The organism is Aeribacillus sp. FSL K6-8210 (assembly GCF_037963925.1).
Classification (GTDB): Bacteria; Bacillota; Bacilli; order Bacillales; family Aeribacillaceae; genus Aeribacillus; species Aeribacillus composti.
Genome location: NZ_CP150172.1, coordinates 3,287,013 through 3,312,535, shown reverse-complemented (window position 1 = coordinate 3,312,535; position 25,523 = coordinate 3,287,013). Strand labels below are relative to the sequence as shown.

The window sequence follows — 25,523 nt, the reverse complement described above, 5'->3', positions numbered from 1 at the left end:
CCATTGCTTCCGCTCACTCTTACTCAAAAAGCGGCGGATGTTCCGGCGCTGATTGCAATTGGCGAAATCGTTTGGTGGGCCGGGCTGGCAATCGCAGGTCGGGAAGTCGCTGCCAAGTACAAAAAATATCTTAATCCGTGCACTTGGTTTTCCTGTAAAAGAAAAACAATTTAAAGATTAGAAAAGTGCCATCAGCTGGGATTCTAAACTTTATGCGAGAAGTGAGGAGCTTGGAATTTTTTTTGCCAGATTGGCATATTCTTATTGTTAGTTGTTGGAATAGGATTCACTTCAAAATTATTGGGTAAATATAGTTTGTATTTTTTGCTGGCTCTCACTTTTACAGCTTTAATTTTTGCTGTTCTAAATACGAATGATTTTAGTAATCGGCCTTCTTATATGTTGTTTTATTTGGGACAGTTTGTCTAGCTTCAATGATAAAATTGATGATCCAAACGTATAAGTTAAAATAAAAGGTTCTTCGGAGCTTTATCAGGTAGACGGCAGCTTATAAATAGCGTAAAAGGACATTTTGAAATTCTTTTTAATGAGAAAGACGTCCTCAACATCTATCTTGCTTTCTTCTAAATTTTGATTCGGTTATTAGGCAGGCGGCAGCATGGATTACTTAAATAAGGAAAAGAAAAGACTCACGTTTTGATAAGGTGAAATCCCTTTAAATTCGAACAGTCATACAATGCCCTAAAGGGGCTGTCTTAGAAAGTCAAATCGTCATTGATAACCACGATATATCAACGTTTCTAAACATTAATGGGGGCGTCAATAAGCCGTAAAAACGACTTATTAGCACCCCCGTTTTTTGTGATTGCATTTTAATTCATTCGGTTTTGAGCTTCTTTTTCATTAATTCATTTATTATGGCAGGTATTAATAAATACAATGCGTAGGCAAAAGACATCCATGCTGCAAAAGCGATAACCTGCGGCTCATCAAGCTTAGGAAAAATCAGCTGGTGGTTGGATAAAGAAAAAGTATCTAAAATTAAACCAACGATCGTGCCGATGAATCCAAATTTCAGCGGTGCATTTTCGGCTTTGTCAAACAATACATATAAATACGTGGCTCCTGCCAATAACACCCCTGTTCCAGCTATTAGCAAAGAGAGGCTGACAGCAAACTCCGCTGTACCCGGTCTGAAAAGAACGCTGTCCCCAAACATAACAAAAAACATTGTGGCAAAAAACCAAACAAAAACGCTCCAGCATGCTGTGTGCAAATATCCCTTCATTTGTTCTCCACCTCTTGTAAGCCGCTCAATGCTATAAATAATTTCTCAAGTTCTGCGTATGTTTTCTCTACCGGAAAATTTTTTGACAATAGAGCCTGTAAGGCGATTCCGTCTACAACAGCGTTTAAAATGATCGCCCATGTGTCAAGCGAAATTCCTTTAATTGGTGATAAAGGCCATATTTTTAATAAATTTTCCGCTAGAGCTTTATTTTCTTGTAAAATAATCCCCTCAAGCTGTTCCCTGATTTTATCATTATGAAAACCTGAAACGACGAGTGTTAAGAACAATTTATGAAAAAAAGAATCATGAGAACAACGGCTTTTCGCTGTCTCAATCGCTTGTTTAATGATGTTGCCGTCACTTTTCGATAATTCGTCCCAAGAACTGTCGCAAATATCTTTTACAATATCCAATAATAATTGTTCTTTTGTTCGAAAATGATAATAAACAGTCCCCTGCGTAACCCCTGCCGTTTCGGCGACTGCCCTCAATGTGAACTTTTCAATTCCGTTTTTGACTAAACACTTCTTCGCGGAACGAATTAATTCATTTTTACTAATAACATTCGGCTTTGCCATATGATCACTCCTTATTAGTTATTCATATAACTAACTTAACTCAAAAAAATTTACCGTTTATTCACTGATTCATTTTAGATTATACAAAATTCTTGACAGTACCACAATATAAAATGGTCATAATTACTATCTTTTCAAAAGTCATTTGAATTCTCTAATTTGAATATTGACAAGAAAAGAGTTTTCATGTGACTCTTTTTAAGAGAGAAAGGGCAGGTGAACAAAATGGATATCAATGAGTTTCAACAATGGGTGAAGGAGTATTATGACAGCAGGGGCTGGGCTGAATTAGATATTTTTGTCCGCATTGGATTTTTAGCCGAAGAAACAGGGGAAGTTGCCCGAGCTATAAGAGCGCTTGAAATTGGCAGAGACAGACCAGACGAATCAACAGGTTCAGTTGAGGAAAATAAACAGGCATTAATCGAAGAGCTGGGAGATGTGTTAGGAAACATCATAGTTATTGCAAACAAATACAATATTCCTTTGGAAGAAGTATTTCATTCACATAAAAAGAAGCTGTTAGATCGTTATTCTACTGTTTAAGTTTTATGTCTTAAAAATTCCGTAATAAGGTAAAATTGCGGCATCGCTGTTCCACGTGGTGAACGGATTCTTCCGTATTCTTTGATGCCGCAAACGATTGTTGAATAGATTGTGAAATCCATTTCTTTTTATGGTCGACCAATTGCAAATAAACTTTCTTTTCCGGGCAATAGGGGGGATGCCCAATTTTCAAAAGTCATTAGCGATAAAAACGATTCCAAGGTTATTAGATAAAAGGCAGTGTTCGCATCAGAGGATGACGATTCTGCGTAAAACGGTTCCGAACTTATATAGCTTGATATTACATAAGGGAGATGCCGTTTTTATTTGGTTATAAAAATTTTTGAAGTTTAACTGAAAGGCTTTTATAAATTATTGGTTAGAAAAATCCTGATGGGACTATTTTTCTATTTTTCGTGTAATGCTGCGGCGGCCGTCTATACTAACAGGAACATCTCCTGCAATTGTAATTCTTCTCACAACTCTTTGTTCGTCGCCATAGTCATTTATTGCATAATGCTGGGTTGCACGGTTATCCCAAATCACAACATCTCCTGCACTCCATTTCCAGCGAACTGTATTTTCTAATTGTATAATATGCTGCTGCAGGACAGTGAACAATTGGGCTGAATCGAAGGTGGAAAGTCCGACAAATTTTTTGACAAAATGACCAAGTAAAAGATTGCGTTCACCGGTTTCAGGATGTATATGGACAACGGGGTGCTCGGTTTCATATAAAGTGGAAGTGAATACTTCGTCATAGTGCTTTTTTGCTTCAGGAGATATATTATATCGCAGTGCTGCATAATCATAGGCATTTGTATGGATTGCCCACAATTGATCAGCAAGATTCCGCAGTTCTGTTGGCAGAGTTTCATAGGCAGCAGCTGTGTTCGCCCAAACAGTATCCCCTCCTGCTTCAGGGATCACAACCCCCCGTAAAATGGAGAATTTCGGAAATGCATCTACAAATGTAACATCTGTATGCCATGAATTGGCCCGGTCGCCACGATCAGAGTCTAGCTCAAAAATATAATTGGAGCCGTCTTTTGCTGGAACAGTTGGATGAACAACAGGATTGCCAAGCAGCTGTGCAAAGGCTTCCTGCCCCGCATCATCTAGATGATGCTGATTTCGGAAGAAAACTACCTTGTACTTTAAGATCGCTTCGCGAATAAATTGAATTGTTTCAGCATCTAGTTTATCGGAAAGTTTGATGCCTGATATTTCAGCGCCAATTCGTCCGGCAACTGGTTTGACAATAATCTCTGATTCATTTTGTACTTGTTTGACATCAGTCATAGAGATCGCCTCCTCAAGAAAGTTTATGATTCTACGGAATATTCATCTTTCTCAAAATTTCATCGGCACTTAATAGAAGCCCCACCTCCTTGCTCGTTGAGTGAGCCATTTTAATAAACCGATAATAAGCAAGAAAGCCAGAGCAGATGAGCTCCGGCTTCCAGATGGCTGGTCAGCTTTTTATTCCAGTTGTAAATCCGATGAATTCATATCGGTTTAGTAAAAATATTAGATTCACAAGAAAAAAATGTCAATATTAAATTTTAAAAATTTTTTATTTATAAAAAATTAATATTTTACAGTAAATTTTAGCTTGACTATTTTTCATTTGCTCAGTAACATTAAGGATAACTAATGTATACTAATTCAATAGGAAATATCGGTTAATTGATTGTTCCCACCGGTCAACCGGAGACATTGCTGCAAAATGTCTCCGGTATTTTTTTAATAGATGAATATGCCGACCAGTACACTGGAGGTCTTTACAGAAAATGTAAAGACCTTTTTTATGCGGGTTGGCATGGACTTAATTGAACTGCCGTATACCGAACGGTACGTACGGTTGTGTGAGAGGTCGGGGGTTAGTCACCTCTTCCTATTCAATTGAAATCAAAAGGGAGGAGTAAGATGAAGTTGTTGAAGAATTGCAGAGTGATAGGAATTTTATTGTTAGTAGGGACAGTTGTTTTATCTGCTGGCTGCCAGAACAAAACAGTTGCTGAAAAAGAAGGCAAAGCCGGAGGTGATGGCAAATATGAGACGCTGACACTGCGCTATCAAGGATCTCCTGGACAAGTCACTTTCCCGGAATTGGCGGAAGATTTAGGTTATTTAGATCCAATCAAACTTGAATGGGTTGGAAATACAACGAGTGGACCACAGGATATCCAAACAGCTGCAACAGGGGAAATTCATTTTGGCGGTGCATTTAATGGAGCAATTATTAAATTAAAAGCCAGCGGCGCCCCGATTAAAGCCGTGATCAGTTATTACGGCAGCGATGAAGATACGTTCAGTGGGTTTTATACATTAGAGGATAGTCCGATTAAAGAGGCGCGAGATTTAATTGGCAAAAAAGTCGGGATGAATACTCTCGGTGCACACCATGAATTCGTGTTAAAAGAATACTTGCGTCAAAATGGATTAACAGAGGAAGAAATTAAAAAAGTAACGATAGTGGTGATTCCGCCAGTCAATGCAGAACAAGCATTGCGTAGTAAACAAATTGATGTAGCTGTGTTAGGCGGAATGCTGCGGGACCGGGCATTAGAAAGGGGCGGGATTCGGAAGCTCTTTAGTGATTATGATTTGTTTGGTGCTTTTAATGCGGGCAGTTATGTTTTTACTGAGAAATTCATTAAAGAAAATCCGAATACTGTGAGAAAATTCGTTGAAGCAACAGCGAAAGCAATTGAATGGGCGCGTTCAACCCCTAGAGAAGAAGTCATTGCACGTTATGAAGCAATTATTGAAAAAAGAAAACGAAAAGAAGATGGTGAAACAGTTAAATTTTGGAAAAGTACAGGAATCGGCTCGAAAGGAGGTTATATACAGGAGAAAGATTTTCAAGTGTGGATCGATTGGCTAATAAAAAGCGGTGAGTTGAAAAAAGGCGAAATTGGGCTGGATGACTTATACACAAATGAATTCAACCCTTACTAAAGGAAGCTTGAGCAAAAATGTTTAGGAGGTGTTCAACAGGTGACAGATAAAATTCAATTTGACCATGTCACAAAAATTTTTAAAATTCGGGATGTTGAAAAGGGAAAAGGAAGCTTTAAAGAGTTTACCGCATTGAGGAACGTTCATTTTTCCGTTAAAAATGGAGAATTTCTAACGTTAGTCGGGCCGTCAGGATGCGGAAAATCAACTTTGCTTGATCTTCTCGGCGGATTGTCTCAACCAACATCTGGGAAAATTTTAATAGATGGGAAGCAAATCGACGGCCCCGGTTTAGATCGAGCAATTGTCTTTCAACAGTACGCCTTGTTTCCTTGGAAAACAGCTAAGGGAAATATTGAGTTTGGTTTAAAAGCGAAAGGTGTGCCAAAAAAGGAACGTTCGGAAATCGCCCGTCATTTTTTGGAGCTAGTCGGCTTGTCCGGCTTTGAAGAACGTTATCCCCACGAACTATCAGGCGGGATGAAGCAGCGTGTAGCTATTGCTAGAAGTTTGGCTTTTGACCCTGACGTTTTATTAATGGATGAACCGTTTGCGGCCTTGGATGCTCAAACACGCGAAACATTGCAAAACGAATTGCTTCGTATCTGGGAAAAAACAAAGAAGACGATCGTGTTCATTACTCATGGAATTGATGAAGCCGTGTACTTAGGACAGCGTATCGCTGTAATGACTTCACGTCCGGGGACGATAAAACAAATTATTACAAACTCAGCTCATTCCCAAGCAAAGGAAGACGATGCGCGTTCCACGCCGGAATTTGTAAAGACTCGCCATCAAATTTGGGATTTACTGCGGGATGAGGTCAGTAAATCGCAAAATGATCATAAAAAAGAGCATTCAGCTTAGGAAATTTAATAAAAGGAGTGATGACATTGGCTAGTGTTAGCAAATCCATTCAAACTACATATGAAACGAGAAAACATATCCGTTTTTCTTTTCACTGGATTCAAAAACTTGTGAAGCAAACAGCCGTTATTATTCTGCTGCTTTTATTTTGGGAAGTGGCGCCTCGCATTGGAGTGACCGATCCGACGTTCTTTCCGCCTTTTTCAAAAGTAGTTGGAGGCTGGTGGGGATTAGTTGTCTCAGGTGAATTATTGGCTCACTTTCAAGCGAGTATTGTACGTTCATTTATTGGATTTGGAATTGCGCTGCTTATTGCTATTCCTCTCGGATTATTGATTGGCTGGTACCCGATCGTTAGCGATTTGTTAAACCCGGTGCTGGAATTATTCCGAAACACAGCTGCATTAGCGTTATTGCCTGTATTTATATTAGTGTTTGGCATTGGTGAAACATCGAAAGTAGCGATTGTCTTATTCGCTTGTACATTTCCTGTTCTGCTAAATACTATTAGTGCCGTTCGAAATGTCGATCCGTTACTTATTAAATCGGCAAGATCAATGGGATTACCGCCATATAAATTGTTTTATCAAGTTATTTTGCCTGCATCTATTCCGACTATTTTTACCGGAATACGTATGGCGGGAACAGCTTCCATTCTCGTATTAATTGCTGCTGAAATGGTAGGGGCTAAAGAAGGATTAGGATACTTAATTAATTATACTCAAATGAATTTTCAAATTCCCGAAATGTATGCCGGTATTATTACCATTGCCATACTTGGCTTTGTATTAAATTATATTTTAGTATCTTTGGAAAAACGGTTCTCTGCTTGGAAGACAAATCAATAATAAAGGAAAGAGGGGAAAATTAAAATGATGGCAAATAAGCGCGAAATGAAATTAGGTGCATTTTTCATGATCCCGGGGCATCATGTCGCAGCTTGGCGGCATCCTGATGCAGAAGCTCATAATGTCATGAACTTTGATTTTATCAAAAGGCTTGCGCAAACGGCTGAACGAGGAAAGTTCGATATGATCTTTCTGGCGGACACGTATGCAGTAAGAACAGGCAATCACAAGGCATTTGAGCAGACAGTGAATACACTTTTTGAACCATTTACTCTGTTATCAGCCCTTTCATCTGTGACCGAACGCATTGGGCTTGCAGCTACCGTGTCGACCACATTTAATGAACCCTTTAATGTAGCGCGAAGATTTGCCTCGCTTGATCATTTGAGCAAAGGCCGGGCAGCATGGAATGTCGTCACATCCAATACGGAAGCAGAAGCTCATAACTTTAGCTTAGAGCAACATCTTCCGCATGAACAGCGTTATGATCGTGCTGAAGAATTTGTAGATATAGTGAAAAAGCTATGGGATAGTTGGGAAGATGACGCTTTAGTGATTAATAAGGAATCGGCTCAATTTGTGGACGGCTCAAAAATACAGGCCATTCATCATAAAGGAAAGTGGTTTTCTGTAGAAGGACCTTTAAACGTTTCCCGTCCTGTTCAAGGCCATCCGGTTGTGATCCAAGCAGGTTCGTCTGAAGCTGGAAAAGAGCTGGCCGCACGTACCGCGGAGGTTATTTTTACAGCGTGGCAGACGCTTGAAGAGGCTCAAGCTTTTTATGCTGATGTGAAAGGAAGAATGAAAAAATATGGGCGTTCACCAGATGAATTGAAGATTATGCCAGGTGTTTTTCCTGTTATCGGAAGTACTGAAGAAGTAGCTGAGAAGAATAAGAAGCTGCTGGAAGAACTTATTCCTGAAGAAGCAGGAGTTGCTCTTTTATCTGGAATGTTAAGTGTTGATTTATCAGGGTATCCTGTCGACGGTCCCTTGCCTGATTTGCCTCATTTGGAACAAATAAATGGAGGGAAAAGCCGTTTTAAGCTGTTAAAAGACCTTGCTGAGCGTGAAGGATTAACGATTCGTAAGCTATATCAACGGATAGCAGGAGCACGAGGGCATAGAGAAATTAAGGGAACACCTGAACAAATTGCCGATCAACTGCAAGAATGGTTTGAAAATGGGGCAGCTGATGGCTTCAATATTATGCCGCCATATTTGCCCGGAGGACTTGAAGACTTCGTTGACTTAGTGATACCTGAACTGCAAAAACGGGGATTGTTCCGCACGGAATATGAGGGCAATACTTTACGAGAACATTTAGGGCTAAAACGTCCTGAAAATACTTTAATTGCTAAAATAGGAGAGACACTGTAGATGAAGGGAAATATTGCATCTAAAAAAATAGTCATGCGAAAATGACAGTTTAATGGTCGAGTCAATTAGTTAGGGGTGTCCCAAAAAGTAAAACTTTAGGGCATCCTTTTTATTTTAGAAGTAAGAGCTGGCCGCTTCTTTATTGGAATTAGACTAAGATTCATTTATATAAATTATCTTTTTTATATAATTTAGAAATTAATAAATGTTTTAAATTGAAAAGTTCATACTCTATTTTTGTTGCATGGACTGGAAATTCGATAAAAAAAACTTTCTGAAACTTAGTATACGAGGAGTGAGAGGCTATGGAAATATTTCTAGCTTGGAAGGATAATTCTTGATTGAATGTTTCTTGCTGCTCGATGTGTTTCAATAATTTAGAAATGTGATCATCCGAATGAGGGAACGAACGATTTTCGTTTGGTTTTTCAGCTGGAACGTGGCCCGTTACTTCTTCGAACGCCCCTTTCCCAAACCGGTCAACGACAACGATCGCGGCGTTCTCTAACTGCATGTTGTGTTGTTGAACAAGGGTTTGGAAGTGTCTTAGTTTGACTAGGTCGCTTTCAATAAATAATCGCTGTGCTCGGTCATTTTTGATGAAGGTATAACCGTTCTTTTCCAAAGCTAGGTACCATTTTCGTAATGTACTATCACCAATTTCTAAGGTATGGCTCACTTCTTTGGTACTGTAAGCTCGTTCTTGCGATTTCATTCGTTCAACCTCCTAGTGGGATGGGACGGGATATAGAGCGTTCTCCTATCCGTTTTAGAAGCATTCGACAGATATAATTCATTTACCTGTTCTGTAAGGAGGAAAAGGGAGAGAAGGACTGCATAAAATCCGCCTTTTTTACGCAAGATTTAGAGCTTCATAAAAGGGGAAAACCCTTGATCCATCAAGGATGTATAAAATCCTGCATAAACGAGTCAAAACAGAAAACCGCCAATTCCTTGCGTATCAAGGGGTTGGCGGTTTTCATTACTTCCCATAGTTGGCTTTATGTTACCTAGATTTGTATAAAGCATTCACATATGTTTAATGATTTATTTTTTGGGTTTAAATTTATTATCTATTTCTTTAAATTCCTCACTATCAATATCTGGTGGTTCATCCTCATCTTTTCTTAATTTCCAACCAATAAATCCAGTAACCATCGCAAATATGAGTGAACCTTGCCATTCGATTTCAATATTTGCCATAAAATTATCTATTACTTCAATCAATAAAAAGGTAAGAGCTGTATTCAAAATAAATGGTAGCCATCCTTTACTCGTTTGAAGTATGCCAACAGATTTTAAAGCTTTTGGTATTGCATCTGTAATAAAAGCAAGAGGTATTTCAAGGAATAAATACAAAATAAAGAACAATACTAAATCCAATAATGAATTATATTGGAAACCTATTATTCTTAAAATGATGTATTCAAAAAAAGCAATAAAGAGTAATATTATCAGTACGATAGAAATAGAGATACCAACAGTTTTAAATTTATTGATATGAACTGCCTCCTTCAAATTATTTTTCTCAATATTTTAAATTAGAACGGGTAATTATCATTACCAATTATTAGTAAAAAATGATTTATATATATATAAAGAACCTGAGAAAGTCTCTTTTCTAATTTTTATTTATTTATCATCATTAAGGAACTATATGCATTCACTTTTCCTTCTCCAAAATAATTGTCTCTACCAGGCTTACCGATATCAGAACTTCCCTTCTCTAGATATTTAAGCACTTTATTAACAGAAGGCTTATTACCTGTTCGTTCTGTATACTCTGAAATAATAAGAGCTGCAGTAGCACTGACTTGTGCTACTGCATAACTTGTTCCTTCAGTTAGTGTGTATCCTTGAGGAATTCCAAGCCCCTTTACTTTCTGCATATTTTACAGCTTTTTTATATGCCTTAATCAGTAACTTATCTTCTTTTTCAGACTTAATAAAATAAGTACCGACGCTTAAGTTGATCACATCATTATCATTATTAGCTGCATCAATAATAGCTTCTATCACCCATACTGATTTCCCTACCTCATTTCCAATAACTTTGTAAGGAACAATTGTTGTCTCTGGAGCAATACTTGACATTATTCCAGCAATAGTTGTGCCGTGACCTAATTCATCAGTAATATCCATGTCATTTGTGACATAATTTTTTGCTAATGTTAAATCAATATTTTCTTTTATCAATGGGTGTTCTATATCTACTCCACTATCTATTAAAGCAATTGTGGAATGTTCCCCTGTATCAATAGATAAATTCTTATAATCACTTGTCACATCTTTTAAATACCAATTAAAAGGCGTAAATGTTTCAGAATTTAGTGATGGAAACTCGATATTAGTGTCAAATTGATTAGATTCTTTAAACTCATCGAGTGTTAATTGCTTCACTTCGTTTAGAATTCTATTTGGTGTAACGGCATCTTCGTAAGGGGAAATGAGATCTGGTAATTCCCCTTGTACATCTATATATTCTATTATTTTATTTTCAATTTTATTTACATCTATATTTTTAGAATTCTCTACATATATTAATCCAATATCTTCGATTGCTGTTACATTCAAAGACGGGTATTGGTTTTTCATTATTTCTAAAACTTCTTTAGCCTGTTTAGGACTTTTTAATAAATGAGCATTTTGCATATTTTTTGACCCAAGAGCCATAAGGATTTCAAAGACATAAAAAAGGACTTCACCCCTAAAATGTAGAATTTTTGAAGTGACGAAACCACAAAAATTCAAAAGGAGGAAGTCACTTTGTATATTCTACAAGAAAGCCTATTTTCCTTTGAAGAACTGCAAAAATTAGAGTCAAAAGAGAAATTACCTATCTTTTTTAGCTCGCTTGATTTACGCCCTTATGCTAAACAGTTGAGAAGTTCTTCACCCCGAGGGGCTGACGGTCATTCCAGAGAAGGGATTCTAAGGGCTCTCATCGCTGCCCCACTCGAAGGCATCGACACCTTTACCGCCCTTCATCATCGATTGGATAAAGACCTTCGTTTCCGTTATCAATGCGGTTTATCGATTGATCGCCCCGCACCGTCTATCTCCACTCTCAGCCGGGTTTTTGCGGCACTTACCAAAAAAAAGCTGGCTGAAAAGATCTTCCTTGACTTGGTACAGTTAGCTCAGGAGGAAGGAATAATTGACGGCAGCCACCAGGCCATCGACAGTGCCGCCATTGATGCCTATGAAAAGAAACAGCCCAAAAAGCGTAGTGAACAAACGGGTAATGCCAATTGGGGCGCAAAATATGATTCCTTCGGCAATAAAATTACCTGGTTTGGCTATAAGATGCATCTTTCAGTCGATACCGCAAGCGAACTGCCAATAGCCATAAAAGTAACCCCTGCCCATGTGAACGATGGAGAAGTCGCACCAGAATTAATAGAGCAAGTGGCAGAGCGTACCAAATCCAAAATTGAATTTCTGATCATGGATGGCGGATATGACCAACTAAAAAACTATGAATCAGCCAAAAACATTGGAGCGCAAGCCATTATCCCGCTCAATTTGCGCAACGAAAAAGAGCCTCCTGAAGGGATTTCTTCCAATGGAACTCCGCGTTGTTCCATGGGTTATGAAATGACTTATTGGGGAGCTGATAAGGACCAGCTCAAGTTCAGATGTCCTCACGCAACCGGCAAAGTGGATTGCCCATTAGGAATGGCAGCCTGTTCATCTTCCAACTATGGAATGGTGGTAAAAGTCGACATCAAAAAGGATGTGCGCCGATATTCCAATCCGCACCGTGATACAAAACGTTGGAAAGAGCTTTACAACGAGAGGACAAGTGTAGAACGCTGTAATTCAAGAATGAAAAGCTACCTTACGGCGAACTCCCTACATGTATGGGGAATTGAAAAAGTAAAGACCCATATTTACCTGAACGCTATTGTATTACTTGTTTCAGCGCTAGCGATGGCAAAGGAAAATAAAGGGAAGAAAGCCGCTTAAAAAAATTCAATGTGAAAAATTCTGTAGGTATGCCCGAAAACAAGATTATTGTAATATTTTGTAAAATAACATGCTGGTAGCTATTTGTCGAGTGCTTTATTTTTTATACTTTTATCCACTAGCATTGCAGTAATTAAATCTGATGATTCAAAATACTAAGAATGTTCAATTTTTTATTGATTTCGAAACAAAAAAATCCTTTACAATGGAAGTACAGGTGGTTCCTGTCCAAATCCAATCGTAAAGGATAACTATTATGGACAAGAATACACTAATTTCATCATTTGGTAAATGGGTTTCACCCATAAATATTCAAAAACTTAGCGAACAAGTCAAAGAATTGAAACAGGACTATTACACAAAAAAGCTGACAACAGAAGCCTATATTAAACTTTTATTGGTAGCCCAGCTGCTCGAATTTAAGAGCTTAGAGGAAATGAGTGATGCACTTGTAGACGAAGATCTTCAAAAAGCACTCGGATTTGAATCGATAAGTGCCTCTCAGCTATCCCGAAAAAACAATCAGATCAACCCACTAATTCTTGCAAATTTGTTCTTGGATCTTGTTTGGAAAATTCAACGGCACCATTATCAAAACGGAAAGAATATGCCACTGAAAATCATTGATTCAAGTACACTCCCGTTGAATTTGACCCATTATAAATGGGCAAAATTCCGTAAAACAAAAGCTGGTGTAAAGCTACACTTACGGCTCGTTTTCATGGATAAAGACACCGTCTATCCTGAAAAAGCAGTGATTACGACAGCAAAAGAACATGACCGAAATCAACTCGAAGTCCTAGTGGATGATCAAGAAGCCATGTATGTGTTTGACCGCGGTTATGTGGACTATGAACGTTTTGATCGGATGACAGATGATGGCTATTTCTTCGTTTCAAGACTGAAGAAAAACGCAGTCATTCGTGAAGTCTATACATTTTCACTTCCTGATGATTGTCACGTTCTATCCGATAAAATGGTCTACATTGGTACCACACAAAATCGTACTGAAAATGTCTATCGTCTACTAGAAGTTATGGACACAAAAGGGAACTTACTTCGTTTAATCACCAACCGATTTGATTTAAAACCAGAAGAGATAAGTGATATTTACCGATCTCGCTGGGCTATTGAACTCTTTTTCAAATGGCTCAAGCAACACGTAGAAATTAAGCACTTTTATGGAATGAGTGAAACAGCTATTCAAAATCAAATTTTCTTAGCCCTTATCACGTATTGCTTACATGTTCTCATTCAATTGGAGATGAAAAGTAAGAAATCCCTACTTCGAATTACTCGTTGGTTAAAGAGAGCTCTGTGGAAACCAGCTTATGTTTGGTTGCGAAAATTTGATGGGCGAGCCAGTCCATAATCTCCCTTTTGTCGTTGTCGCTCTGGTTTAACTGTATATATTTACCAAATGGGCAGTGCCACCTTTCTTTAGGTTTTGTCTTTTTGGCACAAATTCACAAAAAATAATTAACAGAAAATTCTAACTATATTTATGCAATGCTAATGACTTTTATCCAAAAAATCTAATTTTGCAAAATGCTCAAATATGTGTAGTTTTCTAGAGAATTATTTTTTCTACAGTATTGTTTGATTCGGCAGAACCATAAACCGGAAATGAGACTAATATTAAAGGAATACTTAGAAGAACAAACAAATACTTTTTACTTAAATTATTTTTCTACCCCACTTTATACAAATTCAAAATTTCCAAACATTCAGTAGTATATCACACTAAATCACACTATTATAAAAAATTCTAATATTTTCATATATTTTACAAATTTAAACTTCGATTATATTTTTCGTTTTTATTAATTTCGATTAGGAACTGAAAGCAGCAGGGATTTATCAAACATATCATCAATGATTTCGTTTTTACCATATAAGTATATGTTTTTCAGTATTTCTCGAAGCTCCTCATGAAAATTTAGTACATTATTGCGAAAATGGCAAAGAATTTAAAGGTAAAACAGCACAATTATTTGTATAATCAGAAAATAAAAATTGTTAAAATTATTCCATAAATTAAATCAAATATAAGGAGTGGTTGAAATGGCTATTATGCGGGTTGGCAAGGCTGAAATAAGAGTCATGGATCTTGAAGAATCAGTCAAGTATTACACAAATGTAATTGGTCTTGAAGAGATGAGAAGAAGTGAAGGGAGAGTTTATTTAAAGGCGTGGGATGAATTCGATCATCATAGCCTTATTCTTCAGGAGGCTGACTCTCCTGGCCTTGATCACATTGCTTTTAAAGTAGAAAACGAAGAAGATTTAGCCAAGTACGAAAAGAAGATTGAACAATTCGGGTGTACATTAAAACGGGTTTCAAAAGGAACAAGAATTGCGGAAGGAGAAGCAATTCGTTTTGAACTTCCAACAGGCCACCAAGTTGAATTGTATCATAAAATCGAGCGTGTCGGTACGAAAACAGGAGATTGGAATCCTCACCCATGGCCGGATGGACTGCGGGGAATTGCGCCGCATCGTCTCGATCACCTAGCATTAACAGGAGATGATATAGACACTGTAACGAGATTTTTCACTGAAGTCCTGGATATGTTCGTTAGTGAAAAAATTACAACAGTAGATGGAGAACAAATGGTGGGGAGCTTTATTTATGCTAGAAATGGAAAACCGCATGATGTTGCCTTTATTAAAGGACCGGACAAGAAGATGCACCATGTCGCGTTCTATGTTGACAATTGGTATGATGTGCTAAAGGCAGCAGATATTTTATCAAAAAATAATGTCCAATTCGATGTTACACCGACACGCCATGGCATTACGCGAGGACAAACAACTTATTTCTTTGATCCTTCAGGCAATCGCAATGAAGCTTTTGCGAGCGGTTACATTACTTATCCTGATTTTCCAACTATAACATGGACTGAAGACAAAATCGGTCAAGGAATTTTTTATCACAGAAGAGAGTTGACGGAGTCATTCGCCAAGGCATTGACGTAAGAAAAAGCAAAACTGATCATAAGCGAGGATAAAAACATGCCGATTATTCAAATTCAATTGTTTGGAAGTCTTACAGTAGAACAAAAAGAGGCGTTAATAAAAGAAACATCGGACGCAGCAGCCCATGCCTTAAATGTGCCATTGCCGATAAAAGCGATGTTGGCGTTGTACGGGCGCGCACAGCCGTTTGAGCACCCAGTCATGCGGACGGTGATGGTCTCGTCCGAGAGGCCAAGCTCATGAAACAGCTGCTCAAACTGTGGCAACAGATCGGGCAGAGCCCGCTCCGACTCGGCCAGCGCAAGTCCGCAGGTCGGCAGGGCTACACATGCCATTGTATTTTTTCGGACTGTTGATAGCTCATGTGGAAGCGGCACTCCCGCAGAGCGCAATCGCTCTTCAATCGCCGGTCGAAATTCGTCTGGAATGCCGCTCAGGATCACATTTTGCTGCGTGGTGAGGCGAACGGTCGGACGAAATTCGCGCACAATGTTTTGAAGTGGCGATTTCAATTTCATGGTTTCAGTATCTTTAATACGACCATATGGAACAAACAGGCCAAGGTAGCTTATCCCGTCACGCTCACGGTGCCAGCCGAGATGGTCGTGCCCGTTGTACCATTCCAGCTTTCTTGGTGGCTCTAAAGTACGCCCAAGCCTTGTCTCAACCTCTTGCCGGAACCAATCCAGTCCTCGCCGGTCGATTAAATATTTCATGCGGGCAAAACGGCGGTTTGAGCGATCTCCGAAGTCCCGTTCGATGGTCACAATGGCTACGCAAGTATCAAGGATTGTGTCTACGACATCCTTCCTGGGCACATAGCAAAGCGGACTCGCCAGCCTCGGATAAGTTGCCTGAACGACCGCCGTTCGTCCCATACCGCCGCCTACCAGCACAGTATAGCCAGCAACGTGTCCGTTCTCGATATGTGCCACAAGTCCGATGTCATTGTCGTACACATCGATGCAGTTATCTCCTTCCGGTACCATCGCAACCTTGAACTTGCGCGGGAGGTATACATCACCGTACAGCGGCTCCTCAGTCTCTCCATCAGAAAGCTGAACCGGTTCGCCGTCAAGCCAGATTTCGTGATACGCATTTGTCTTAGGACTCAGCCGATCAGTCAGTGCAAGCAGATCTTCCCGCATCTCGGCGCGGAACGGCTCATCGCCCGGCTTTGCGCAACAGATGATGTTCCGCCCCGAATCGCCGCAGGCGCCAAGTGTTGTGATTAGTGATTCGTTCAGCCTTTTTATGGTAGCCTTCAAGTTCCCTTTCAGTATGCCGTGAAGCTGGATGGTTTGACGCGTCGTAATGCGCAGCGTCCCGTATTCCGAATATTCATCGGCTAAGCGATCGAACACCAAATATTGATCCGGATTCAACACCCCGCCTGGTATTCGGGCACGCACCATCATCGAGTAATGCTTCTCTTTGCCTTCTTTCAAAAGCTTGTGCCGCAAATCCCGGTCGTCCTGCTGGTAAACACCGTGAAACTTCAATACCTGTACATTTTCTTCCGAAAACATCGGTTTGCCATCTTGAAGAGCTTCCTTGATTGTCCCCCGTAAATAGCGGCTTTGTCGCTTAATCACTTCGATTTTTGATTCTTTTTTGTTTTGAGTAGACAAATACAATCACTCCTCCCTGAATTCTGATTTGTTTACTATGATATAAAGAAAAAGACGAAAACACACCATCCAAAAGGACGTCAATTTGACCCATCCACTACAAAACTTGTTATATTTTTCAGCCGATCTATATAGTGAGCTGTTAGGAGCAGTCATCAAGAAAGGAGGCGTCTCCATACGGAAATGTGTGCGGATCAGATTCAGGATTTGTGAAATCTGCGTTTGCAGGATCAGGGAAAAAATCGTTCTAGAGGATACAGATTTAATTAACACGCAAAAAAGTAAACGAATGGAATTTCTTTTTTTGCTGTAAAAGTCAGGATAAACATGGTTCTTACGTTCTTTTGGTGAAAAATCGAGGTCATTGATAACACAGAGATAAAAATACTTATTTGTACACTCATTTTCTCCATTAACCTCCTTCCCATCACCAAGATTGAGTAAGAACCATAAACATGTACATTGTTGACTGTTTAAGAGTGTACATGTTTTTTTCTCTTTAAGTGATTTTGATATGTACAATATTAATCAAGGTCGCGCATGTTAAAATCTTGTCCAATCACTTTTGTGCATTCTTAAACTAGCATTTCATTTCTGCCGATTCACCCCGCACCTTTAAATGTAATGAAGGGGGGAATCAGTTTTTTTTATCATCCTGAATCCGTGACAAAACATCTTTACAATGGTCGCAAACCGTTGATACGATAAGGGAAAACGACGTTGACGATTCTTCATCAAGTAGGTGATGTGATGAAAGATTTCCCGATTCGGTTTGTATTGACAGATGAAGCGATTACCCCAAGTGCTGGGCTTGCTCTCGTTGGCTACTTACTCCATCGAACGAAACTGGATAAACGGGTAAACGCACTTCGGCTTCCAACGGTTCGTCGAGAAGTGCACATTTCCCATAGCGATGTCATTCGCTCGATGATTGGCTTGCTTGCCACAGGAAAAACGGATTTCGATCATATCGAAGCGTATCGTCAGGACGATATCTTTTCGGCATCGATGGGGATTCAGCACGTGCCTTCCTCTCCAACCTTGCGACAACGACTCGATCAGCTCGCTTGTCTTCCGATGACCGAAACGATTCTTTGGGAGGAGTCCATACGTCTGTTGATTCAACGACATGCCACTTTGTCCCCTTGTTGGACCAAAGGAAAGACGACATGGCTTCCCCTTGATATAGATGGTTCCCCATTTGACAACTCCGATACGAAAAAAGAAGGAGTCAGTCGAACGTATAAAGGATTTGACGGTTTTACACCGTTGTTTGCGTATGCAGGGAAGGAAGGGTATCTCGTTCATGCCGAGTTGCGTCCAGGGAAACAACATGTGCAAGACAACATGCCCTCGTTTTTAGTCACCGCTATCCGTCGAGCTCGTCAACTGACTTCATCTCGTCTGCTTGTTCGCATGGATGCAGGAAACGATGCAGAAGCGAATGTGCACGTATGCCTAAAGGAAGACGTGGACTTTGTCATCAAGCGAAACTTACGCCGAGAATCGAAAGCGCTTTGGTTCCAGATCGCTTCGCAAAAGGGCAAACGTGTCGATGATGGACAAAGCGAAGGAGTACAAACCTATGAGCTATGCCTTCCACAGAAGGCAGCGATCGATGGAAACACGTATACGTACGTTCAAGTCACCCAAGTGACGGAACGGACGATGGAACGCAATGGACAGCTGATGCTCGTTCCTGATTATGAAGTGGAAAGCTATTGGGTGCGGCTCAAAGGATACGAGCATGTTCGAATGAGCGATGTGCTCGCGTTGTATCATGACCATGCGACATGCGAACAGTTTCATAGCGAACTGAAGAGCGACTTAGATTTAGAGCGGCTTCCATCTGGGAAGATGAAAACGAATGCGCTCGTGTTGGTCATGGGAGCCTTCGTTTACAATCTTCTTCGTCTGATTGGACAAGATCTATTAAGCGATCCGAGACATCCGTTGCACCACAAAGTGAAACGCCGCCGCATCAAGACGATTATTCAGACGGTGATCACGATGGCAGGGCGACTCGTCCGTCGATCACGACAGATCTGGATGAAACTGACGCGAAGGAGTGGCTATAGCGAGCCCCTACTGAACGTCTATCAGAAATGGAGAGAGGCAAGATAACGAACGAATGTTCGGGCACTGATGTCCAACGTCACTCCCTGTGCTTTTTTGTCTATTTTTTTTGGTTCGTATACCTAAAAAAGAGATTTGTTCCATTTTCGGAAATAGAGATGACATAGGTCATAAGCATAAAAGGGGTTTTATGGATTATCAATCCATCAAAATTACAACAAAATCAAAGTCGATTTCAATTCATCACGGATTCAGGATCATGATATTCTTGAAATACCTTCCTATATTGTAATAAAATGAAAATAGATTCATAGAACTTTAGTTCTATCAGGAGGTGGGATGCGAAAAAACTTAGGACTTTTGTATATATGGTCAGGGAAATGAGAATTTCCTTTTTCAACCGGCATGATCCGGTAAGGAAGGGAATTTGCAAACCCTAAAACCTGTGAAAAATGTGCTTGCCCTCATAACAGTGTGTGCATGCTGCAGACAGCTGGCAGAAAACTATATGATTGATCAAATAGTCACTAAATTCAGGTAAAGAGGCATTTGGCAAATAGAACATTTGAAAGAAGAGGGCTGATTTTTATAATAAGATATTTTTGACATTTAAGGCTTAAGCTGACCTCATGATCATGGTAATTGCCGCATGACAAATATGCTCCTGTTCCATGAAGCTTGTACATATCATAGTTTGAAAAAGAGCCAATCACAAAATAAGCAATTTCTTTTATAAAATAATTTCGAATTTTTTCGATATGATAAAAATAGGACTAAAAAATGATACAATGAAAGCGATTATAAAATTGGGAGGGGAAATGAAATGAAAGCAGCAAGATGGCACAACGCTAGAGACATTCGAGTAGAGGAAGTAGAAGAACCGAAAGCAGGGAAAGGAAAAGTAAAAATTAAAGTAGAATGGGCAGGAATTTGCGGAAGCGATTTACACGAATATGCGGCAGGTCCAATTTTTGTTCCTGTTCAAGAGCCTCATCCTGTCAGTAAAGATGTGGCGCCAATTATCATGGGCCACGAATTTTCTGGTCAAGTAGTTGAAGTTGGAGAAGGCGTTACGAAAGTAAAGGTTGGGGATCCTGTCGTTGTAGAACCTATTCTTCGCTGTGGAGAATGCCCAGCTTGTAAAAAAGGTAAGTACAATCTTTGCGAATCTTTAGGATTCCACGGTTTATCCGGTGGCGGCGGCGGATTCTCTGAGTATACTGTCGTTGATGAGCATATGGTGCATAAAATGCCTGAAGGTCTTTCTTATGAACAAGGAGCATTGGTGGAGCCTGCGGCTGTAGCCTTGCATGCTGTTAGATTAAGCAAAATCAAACCTGGCGATAAAGCCGCTGTGTTTGGAACAGGTCCTATAGGTCTTCTTGTGATTGAAGCATTAAAAGCAGCTGGCGCTGCAGAAATTTATGCAGTAGAAGTTTCCAAAGAACGTTTGCAAAAAGCGAAAGAACTCGGTGCTACATCTGTCATCAATCCAATAGAGGAAGATCCGGTTCAAAAGCTTCATGAATTAACCGATGGCGGAGTCGACGTTGCGTTTGAAGTAACGGGAATACCGGCTGTTTTACAACAAGCTATTGACAGCACTGCATTTGAAGGAGAAACAGTCATCGTTAGCATATGGGAAAAAGAAGCGGGCATTCAGCCAAATAATATCGTATTAAAAGAAAGAAATGTAAAAGGAATTATTGCATACCGCGATATCTTCCCTGCTGTAATGGAATTAATGAAACGAGGCTACTTCCAAGCAGAAAAACTCGTTACGAAACGAATTAAGCTAGATGATATTGTAGCAGAAGGATTTGAAACGCTGATAAAAGAAAAAGACCAAGTGAAAATTTTGGTAAAACCAGAATAAACATTTAAGCAGAGTAGGGAGAAAACGGTGCGGACAAGCTGATGCTTCAATAGATGGATGCAATGTGAAAAACGCGGTGCACCGTTTGGCGAGCAGGGAGAAAGTTGCAGGGGATTTGCCGATGCTTAAAAATACATACAAACCAAATAAGTAAGGTTAAATCCCCTCTCTCTATCCAAATTTTTTTCGGGAGCCTTAATCATTCCATAAAAATTCCGTTGGTTCAAAAACATGTAAATACGTTAAGACATCGGTACTTGGGGGATAATTTTGCCTTCGATACGTTCAAAGATGTCATCTTTAGTCCATGGTTTTTAAGACCAATAATAGCTTTAGAAGGCTCTTTTGAAATTCGGACAAGTTCAGCCACTGTTTTTGCAAGTTCAATTGTTCCACAAGGATAGTTAATCTCTGTAGCCTTTATGCCGTCCATCCAAGCATGAACATGTACAATCGCTCCTACCTCCGGGTGTTCTTTATAAATCATCCAGTGCTCAATAGCGTCGACAGATGCCCTTTTTGGTGTTATATTCGGGGGAACGCTTACTTTCATGGCATTTTTATCAGGATCATATCCACTTATTAAGAGAAAATCTTCACCGACTGTTTTCATATCTGCTTTGTTAATTCCGCTTGCACTCATCCAAAAGCTTTCACTGTCCCGTCTGGCACTGAGGTTTCCATAGCTTAGTCCTCCTAATCCGTAAAGTTTTTTTAAATGGCGAAGACCACGAGGTGTAAGATATTCTTCCGATGGAAATGGAGCGGGAAGTAAATTCATGCGATCAAGCTTTTTTCCGTATTCGCTTAATGATCTCGTAATCTCATCTCCGTTCCACATCTCTTCCGGAAGATCATCATAAAAATTATTGTCAATGACTAACTGCGAAGCTGCGAGCGGTTCCAATCTTTCAAAAATTTGTTTAAAAAATGTTTCTTCTTCTCCTTTTCTATACTCCAATTTATAAATACCTTGTTTAGGTGTAAGAAAATAAATATCTGTTGTTTCATTATCGTTATCTAAGATATACATAAATGATTTGCTAAAGACCTGATTAAATACGGATAGGCTGATTTCCTGAAGGTAAAAGATGTAAAAACGGGAAAGTGTCAATCCGAAAAAAAGGGGTAGCTTTTTCGGGTTAAAAACAGGAGCGCCTGTTCTTCCGGTTGCGATTATTTGTCTAGATGCGAAAAAGTGGATTCGAAAGCCAGTAAAAAAAGTTGTTGTTGGGCCAATGATGTATTTAGATAAACTTGAAAGTTCCATTTATACTGCATTTGCTGAGGCTGTTATGAAACTTATGATGGTGTTGCAGCAATCAAAAAAGGTTAGTCTCCCATAGCTAGAACTGATTTAGCAGGAAAAAATCAAAAATTTCCTCGAAATCTAACAGGAGGAACGGCATAGAAGCTACCATCGAAACTCAGCGAATATGTTTGAAAATCGCTACAATTAACCATATTATATTAAAATAAGGGGAAAAGGGATTCTTCCTTTCCAAACAGGAGACTGTCCTATCTATCTTGCATTACACACAAAATTCTTGACGGTACCGTAAAGGACGTAAACGACATTTAGTTAGCAAATATTGATGATAACGATAACATCAAAATTTTTTTGTACTAAATAAAAATAGAATGCCAAGCCAATATTAGTGCAAAAACCACTCTCCGATCAGTACTTGAAGCAAATCCGTACTCTATTTCCACCGCTTAATCCTGTTAAGCGTAAATCCAAACAAAAGGCGGCAGATCAGAATAAAAATTGTTGCTTTGGAACAAGCCGCAAAACTTAACGGATGGATCAATGGAAATTATATGTGGTAGCAGGAAATTAAATTAAGGGGTGGACAATATTATCGCTTCAATATAAGAGGAACAAATTTTCAAGCAAAAAACGGGCAACTCTATAACGAAGCTGCCGACCACATAAATGTATTAATTAAGAAAACGGAAATGAAAAACGGCGAATCCTTGAAAACGGGAATCGGAATCTCCTAAATCTCCGAAAACGAAATGGGGAATGCCCAAACCCTCCAAATCCACCAAAAGGGCCTCCAAATCCACCAAAAGGACCTCCGAACCCACCAAAGCCAAATTGTCTTTCTTCTTCGTTATCTTCTTCTCGTTGGTCGCCAATAGGTACTAATAAATAGGCATGATCATTATCGGCTTTATCAATAATGCCATCATACATTTTTCCATCGTCCATTTCCAGCAAGACGTAATAATGCTTATGTCTTTTGCAAAAATCATGCTTGCTCACATGGTGATCATAATGATCCCGATCATGCATATTTTCTTCATACGGCTCCTGAGGATTCGCATATGGAACTTGATGATCTAGGTTATAAGTATAGTTCGAGTTATAATCATATTGCATGTTGATTTCTCCTTTCCTGAAATTCGATTATATTGTATTCACCTAATTTTTCTTTGCTACAAAAAATAACATTTGATTGGATATGTCAAGCAATCATCCCTTTTGCAACATAATACAACTCCTTCAATCTATGTCTCATTCATTTTTTCTGCAAAGATAGTAAAGAAGTTTTTTCTTTTGTCTTTTGTTACTCATCAAAAAATTTTTTAAAGGATTGCCAGTAAACTTAGGAAAAAACAAAGATCAATTCCTTGTATTTCAAGTGATAGCCGACGATCATTGGGGATTTTTCACATTGACAGCATAAATGGAGTTGTGTGAATAGATTCCTGCAAATAGGAGAAAATTGTAATAAAATAGATAGAGAATTTACAAAAAACTTGGCAAGACAGTGCATGGGAACATCTTTCATTTGAATGTGCAAACGAGATGAATGTATCAACGGATTGGTAACCAAGCAGGAAAGTGGTTGAACCGCTTAATCGGCAAACAAGCAGTTGTTGCTTTCTAATCCATCTAGAAAACTTCCGACAACCTTCTTCTGTACAAGAAGCTTCATCGAGAAACACCCACCTCTAAACGAAGTAAATGTGGAGATGATAAAACCATGCCAAATAAAACGGTTTTGGCATAATATATAAAACTTTCATATCTTTAATAAAGGAAAGATCTTTAGTATGTATTATTTTATCGTCAATAAAATCTCAGGAAACGGAAAAGGATTAAAAGTTTGGAAAAAGACTGAAAAGTTGCTGCAAGAAAAACAGATAAATTATCAAGTGCGCTTTACCAATCGTCCAAAACATGCAGCAGAAATTGCTAAGGAGTTGTCTTCTGAAAAATGTTATGCTGTTGTAGCCGTAGGAGGAGATGGTACAATCCATGATGTTGCTAACGGGTTAATCAATTCGAATATACCTTTGGGTGTTATTCCTGCAGGATCGGGAAACGATTTTGCAAGGGCTCTTGATATACCAAAGGACTATAAAAAGGCTTTAAAACGTATTTTAATGGGAAAACAAAGAAAAATTGATATTGGAAGAATTGGCAACGAATACTTCATTACTGTAATGGGGATCGGTTTTGACGGTAAAGTCGCCGAGATAAACAATGGCTCGAAATATAAAAATTGGCTGAATTTTATTAGATTAGGTAATCTTTCATATGGACTTAGCTTCTTGCATGTTTTATTAAAATATCGTCCTGTCAGCATTCAATTAATGGTTGATGGGGAGAAACTAGTTTTTTGTAATGTATGGTTAATTGCAATTGCCAATATCTCAAACTATGCGGAGGTATTAAAATATGTCCAAATGCTTGTTATAATGATGGACTATTTGACATTTGTATAGTACACGGCATGAATAAATGGGAGCTGTTGCGCACTTTTCCAAAGGCGTTTAAAGGCAAACATATACTACATCCTGGTGTAACCATGATAACAGGAAAACAAGTGGAAGTTATCTCCGAATTACCTGTTATTGTGCAAGGAGATGGCGAGATTCTCACTAAAACTCCGATGAGTGTGACGATTCAAAGAGGTGGGTTGCTTATCATTTAAATAGTGGCCGGTCATTGTAAAGATTAATGATCTTAGTGAGAACACGAATTAGGTATTTCTGTTTAGGAAGTCATTCATCATAATTAGTATAAAATGGAAAAACAATTTAATACACATGCATTCCAAGTCTTTTCTTGTTAACTTATAAGGGATGTAAATGTCTCTCAATAAAAAGATTTTCTTAAGATAGCTTTATTATCAATTTGAAAATTGGGGAATTATAAAATCGTTATTGGACTTTAAATGCAAAAGTTATTTACTGAATGTTTGTAAATATAATAAATTTTAATCTTTTCAACGTTGCAGATATATTAGTTTTAGGCCAAAAAAAAACAGTCAGGAAATTAAAATCTTTGGAAGATGTGGCGAGTTTCTGATATTTTTCGTACAAGTTTGTATTTTTTCTCAGAGTTCATGAGCGTTTGTACATTTGATTTCGCTAACGAACTGTTTGATGATTACAGCTTACTCATAACGCATTTTTTATGGATTTTAGTCTATTACTATATTAATCTGTGTCTCTTTTTTAATCTAACTTTATTTAGAACGAGAATATGTTCGTGGATCCAAAATAATGTTTTGCTCACTTCTCATTGTAAAATTGTTGCAA

The 25,523-nt window shown here is 38.9% G+C and carries 21 protein-coding genes and 1 pseudogene; 12 read left to right on the top strand and 10 right to left on the bottom strand.

What is annotated here, in order from left to right; genetic code table 11:
• Window positions 1-838: 838 nt before the first annotated feature.
• Together NSQ41_RS16105 and NSQ41_RS16100 are read right to left on the bottom strand one after the other, a co-directional pair.
• Window positions 839-1,249, bottom strand: a complete 411-nt coding sequence (locus tag NSQ41_RS16105; RefSeq protein WP_144598173.1) for a DUF5367 family protein — start codon at window positions 1,247-1,249, stop codon at window positions 839-841.
• Window positions 1,246-1,830: a TetR/AcrR family transcriptional regulator gene (locus tag NSQ41_RS16100; RefSeq protein WP_144598172.1), complete on the bottom strand. Its 585-nt coding sequence runs from the start codon at window positions 1,828-1,830 to the stop codon at window positions 1,246-1,248. The genes NSQ41_RS16105 and NSQ41_RS16100 overlap by 4 nt, the downstream gene beginning before the upstream one ends.
• Window positions 1,831-2,055: 225 nt before the next feature.
• Here NSQ41_RS16100 and NSQ41_RS16095 point away from each other — a divergent pair, with 225 nt between their 5' ends.
• The gene (locus NSQ41_RS16095) at window positions 2,056-2,376 is read left to right on the top strand and encodes a MazG-like family protein (protein ID WP_063388408.1); all 321 of its coding nucleotides are present in this window, start codon (window positions 2,056-2,058) and stop codon (window positions 2,374-2,376) included.
• A 399-nt stretch (window positions 2,377-2,775) separates the two neighbouring features.
• Here the strand turns inward: NSQ41_RS16095 and NSQ41_RS16090 are convergent, their stop codons facing one another.
• Entirely contained in the window at window positions 2,776-3,678 is a 903-nt protein-coding gene (locus NSQ41_RS16090) for a TauD/TfdA family dioxygenase (RefSeq protein WP_199757346.1), read from the bottom strand.
• A gap of 627 nt (window positions 3,679-4,305) precedes the next feature.
• Here NSQ41_RS16090 and NSQ41_RS16085 point away from each other — a divergent pair.
• The 4 genes from NSQ41_RS16085 to NSQ41_RS16070 are packed head-to-tail and all read left to right on the top strand — an operon-like array spanning window position 4,306 to window position 8,435.
• Window positions 4,306-5,340, top strand: a complete 1,035-nt coding sequence (locus NSQ41_RS16085; RefSeq protein WP_130158721.1) for an ABC transporter substrate-binding protein — start codon at window positions 4,306-4,308, stop codon at window positions 5,338-5,340.
• A gap of 39 nt (window positions 5,341-5,379) precedes the next feature.
• Window positions 5,380-6,207, top strand: a complete 828-nt coding sequence (locus NSQ41_RS16080) for an ABC transporter ATP-binding protein (protein WP_063388411.1) — start codon at window positions 5,380-5,382, stop codon at window positions 6,205-6,207.
• 26 nt (window positions 6,208-6,233) lie between these two features.
• A complete protein-coding gene (locus NSQ41_RS16075; protein ID WP_339210339.1) occupies window positions 6,234-7,055 on the top strand; it encodes an ABC transporter permease in 822 nt (273 codons plus the stop codon).
• A 24-nt stretch (window positions 7,056-7,079) separates the two neighbouring features.
• Entirely contained in the window at window positions 7,080-8,435 is a 1,356-nt protein-coding gene (locus tag NSQ41_RS16070) for an LLM class flavin-dependent oxidoreductase (RefSeq protein WP_339210338.1), read from the top strand.
• 160 nt (window positions 8,436-8,595) lie between these two features.
• Here NSQ41_RS16070 and NSQ41_RS16065 read toward each other — a convergent pair whose 3' ends face one another.
• From NSQ41_RS16065 to NSQ41_RS16050, 4 genes are all read right to left on the bottom strand, one after another.
• A complete protein-coding gene (locus NSQ41_RS16065) occupies window positions 8,596-9,150 on the bottom strand; it encodes a hypothetical protein (protein ID WP_339210336.1) in 555 nt (184 codons plus the stop codon).
• Between the two features lie 332 nt (window positions 9,151-9,482).
• Window positions 9,483-9,953 (bottom strand): YrvL family regulatory protein, encoded by a 471-nt coding sequence (locus NSQ41_RS16060; protein ID WP_339210334.1) that lies wholly within the window; start codon window positions 9,951-9,953, stop codon window positions 9,483-9,485.
• A 110-nt stretch (window positions 9,954-10,063) separates the two neighbouring features.
• Window positions 10,064-10,324 carry a hypothetical protein gene (locus NSQ41_RS16055; protein WP_063388371.1) on the bottom strand — a complete coding sequence of 87 codons (261 nt, stop codon included), beginning with the start codon at window positions 10,322-10,324 and terminating at the stop codon, window positions 10,064-10,066.
• Window positions 10,275-11,087 (bottom strand): S8 family serine peptidase, encoded by an 813-nt coding sequence (locus NSQ41_RS16050; RefSeq protein WP_339210333.1) that lies wholly within the window; start codon window positions 11,085-11,087, stop codon window positions 10,275-10,277. The genes NSQ41_RS16055 and NSQ41_RS16050 overlap by 50 nt, the downstream gene beginning before the upstream one ends.
• Before the next feature lie 114 nt (window positions 11,088-11,201).
• Between NSQ41_RS16050 and NSQ41_RS16045 the strand changes: the two genes are divergently transcribed.
• The 3 genes from NSQ41_RS16045 to NSQ41_RS16035 all read left to right on the top strand — a co-directional run bounded on the left by NSQ41_RS16045 (window position 11,202) and on the right by NSQ41_RS16035 (window position 15,383).
• Window positions 11,202-12,404, top strand: coding sequence for a transposase (locus tag NSQ41_RS16045; protein WP_339192838.1), 1,203 nt, complete (start codon window positions 11,202-11,204; stop codon window positions 12,402-12,404).
• A gap of 256 nt (window positions 12,405-12,660) precedes the next feature.
• Complete coding sequence (locus NSQ41_RS16040) at window positions 12,661-13,776, top strand: IS4 family transposase (RefSeq protein ID WP_339210331.1); 1,116 nt, start codon at window positions 12,661-12,663, stop codon at window positions 13,774-13,776.
• Window positions 13,777-14,468: 692 nt separating this feature from the next.
• Window positions 14,469-15,383, top strand: a complete 915-nt coding sequence (locus NSQ41_RS16035) for a catechol 2,3-dioxygenase (RefSeq protein ID WP_063388369.1) — start codon at window positions 14,469-14,471, stop codon at window positions 15,381-15,383.
• A 53-nt stretch (window positions 15,384-15,436) separates the two neighbouring features.
• Here the strand turns inward: NSQ41_RS16035 and NSQ41_RS16030 are convergent, their stop codons facing one another.
• A complete protein-coding gene (locus NSQ41_RS16030) occupies window positions 15,437-17,014 on the bottom strand; it encodes an NADPH-dependent assimilatory sulfite reductase hemoprotein subunit (RefSeq protein WP_339210330.1) in 1,578 nt (525 codons plus the stop codon).
• Between the two features lie 750 nt (window positions 17,015-17,764).
• On the opposite strand from NSQ41_RS16030, the gene NSQ41_RS16025 reads away from it, so the two are divergent.
• Together NSQ41_RS16025 and NSQ41_RS16020 are read left to right on the top strand one after the other, a co-directional pair.
• Window positions 17,765-19,138, top strand: coding sequence for an IS1380-like element ISGsp2 family transposase (locus tag NSQ41_RS16025; protein WP_044899598.1), 1,374 nt, complete (start codon window positions 17,765-17,767; stop codon window positions 19,136-19,138).
• A gap of 775 nt (window positions 19,139-19,913) precedes the next feature.
• On the top strand, window positions 19,914-20,966 hold the full coding sequence (locus NSQ41_RS16020; protein ID WP_094244530.1) for a 2,3-butanediol dehydrogenase: 1,053 nt from the start codon (window positions 19,914-19,916) through the stop codon (window positions 20,964-20,966).
• A gap of 242 nt (window positions 20,967-21,208) precedes the next feature.
• On the opposite strand, the pseudogene NSQ41_RS16015 reads toward NSQ41_RS16020, so the two are convergent.
• Window positions 21,209-22,043: pseudogene (locus NSQ41_RS16015) on the bottom strand (class II aldolase/adducin family protein); the annotation flags it as partial.
• An 868-nt stretch (window positions 22,044-22,911) separates the two neighbouring features.
• Window positions 22,912-23,352 carry a hypothetical protein gene (locus NSQ41_RS16010; protein ID WP_339210329.1) on the bottom strand — a complete coding sequence of 147 codons (441 nt, stop codon included), beginning with the start codon at window positions 23,350-23,352 and terminating at the stop codon, window positions 22,912-22,914.
• 677 nt (window positions 23,353-24,029) lie between these two features.
• Here NSQ41_RS16010 and NSQ41_RS16005 point away from each other — a divergent pair.
• Window positions 24,030-24,704 (top strand): YegS/Rv2252/BmrU family lipid kinase, encoded by a 675-nt coding sequence (locus NSQ41_RS16005; protein ID WP_327856733.1) that lies wholly within the window; start codon window positions 24,030-24,032, stop codon window positions 24,702-24,704.
• Entirely contained in the window at window positions 24,608-24,913 is a 306-nt protein-coding gene (locus tag NSQ41_RS16000; RefSeq protein WP_327856734.1) for a hypothetical protein, read from the top strand. The genes NSQ41_RS16005 and NSQ41_RS16000 overlap by 97 nt, the downstream gene beginning before the upstream one ends.
• Window positions 24,914-25,523 lie beyond the last annotated feature (610 nt).

What these genes read in the sequence shown, in the direction of transcription:
- NSQ41_RS16105 (WP_144598173.1), bottom strand. Translation starts at nt 1,249, where the DNA reads ATGAAGGGATATTTGCACACAGCATGCTGGAGCGTTTTTGTTTGGTTT.
- NSQ41_RS16100 (WP_144598172.1), bottom strand. Translation starts at nt 1,830, where the DNA reads ATGGCAAAGCCGAATGTTATTAGTAAAAATGAATTAATTCGTTCCGCG.
- NSQ41_RS16095 (WP_063388408.1), top strand. Translation starts at nt 2,056, where the DNA reads ATGGATATCAATGAGTTTCAACAATGGGTGAAGGAGTATTATGACAGC.
- NSQ41_RS16090 (WP_199757346.1), bottom strand. Translation starts at nt 3,678, where the DNA reads ATGACTGATGTCAAACAAGTACAAAATGAATCAGAGATTATTGTCAAA.
- NSQ41_RS16085 (WP_130158721.1), top strand. Translation starts at nt 4,306, where the DNA reads ATGAAGTTGTTGAAGAATTGCAGAGTGATAGGAATTTTATTGTTAGTA.
- NSQ41_RS16070 (WP_339210338.1), top strand. Translation starts at nt 7,080, where the DNA reads ATGATGGCAAATAAGCGCGAAATGAAATTAGGTGCATTTTTCATGATC.
- NSQ41_RS16065 (WP_339210336.1), bottom strand. Translation starts at nt 9,150, where the DNA reads ATGAAATCGCAAGAACGAGCTTACAGTACCAAAGAAGTGAGCCATACC.
- NSQ41_RS16055 (WP_063388371.1), bottom strand. Translation starts at nt 10,324, where the DNA reads ATGCAGAAAGTAAAGGGGCTTGGAATTCCTCAAGGATACACACTAACT.
- NSQ41_RS16050 (WP_339210333.1), bottom strand. Translation starts at nt 11,087, where the DNA reads ATGCAAAATGCTCATTTATTAAAAAGTCCTAAACAGGCTAAAGAAGTT.
- NSQ41_RS16040 (WP_339210331.1), top strand. Translation starts at nt 12,661, where the DNA reads ATGGACAAGAATACACTAATTTCATCATTTGGTAAATGGGTTTCACCC.
- NSQ41_RS16035 (WP_063388369.1), top strand. Translation starts at nt 14,469, where the DNA reads ATGGCTATTATGCGGGTTGGCAAGGCTGAAATAAGAGTCATGGATCTT.
- NSQ41_RS16025 (WP_044899598.1), top strand. Translation starts at nt 17,765, where the DNA reads ATGAAAGATTTCCCGATTCGGTTTGTATTGACAGATGAAGCGATTACC.
- NSQ41_RS16020 (WP_094244530.1), top strand. Translation starts at nt 19,914, where the DNA reads ATGAAAGCAGCAAGATGGCACAACGCTAGAGACATTCGAGTAGAGGAA.
- NSQ41_RS16010 (WP_339210329.1), bottom strand. Translation starts at nt 23,352, where the DNA reads ATGCAATATGATTATAACTCGAACTATACTTATAACCTAGATCATCAA.
- NSQ41_RS16005 (WP_327856733.1), top strand. Translation starts at nt 24,030, where the DNA reads ATGTATTATTTTATCGTCAATAAAATCTCAGGAAACGGAAAAGGATTA.
- NSQ41_RS16000 (WP_327856734.1), top strand. Translation starts at nt 24,608, where the DNA reads ATGGTTAATTGCAATTGCCAATATCTCAAACTATGCGGAGGTATTAAA.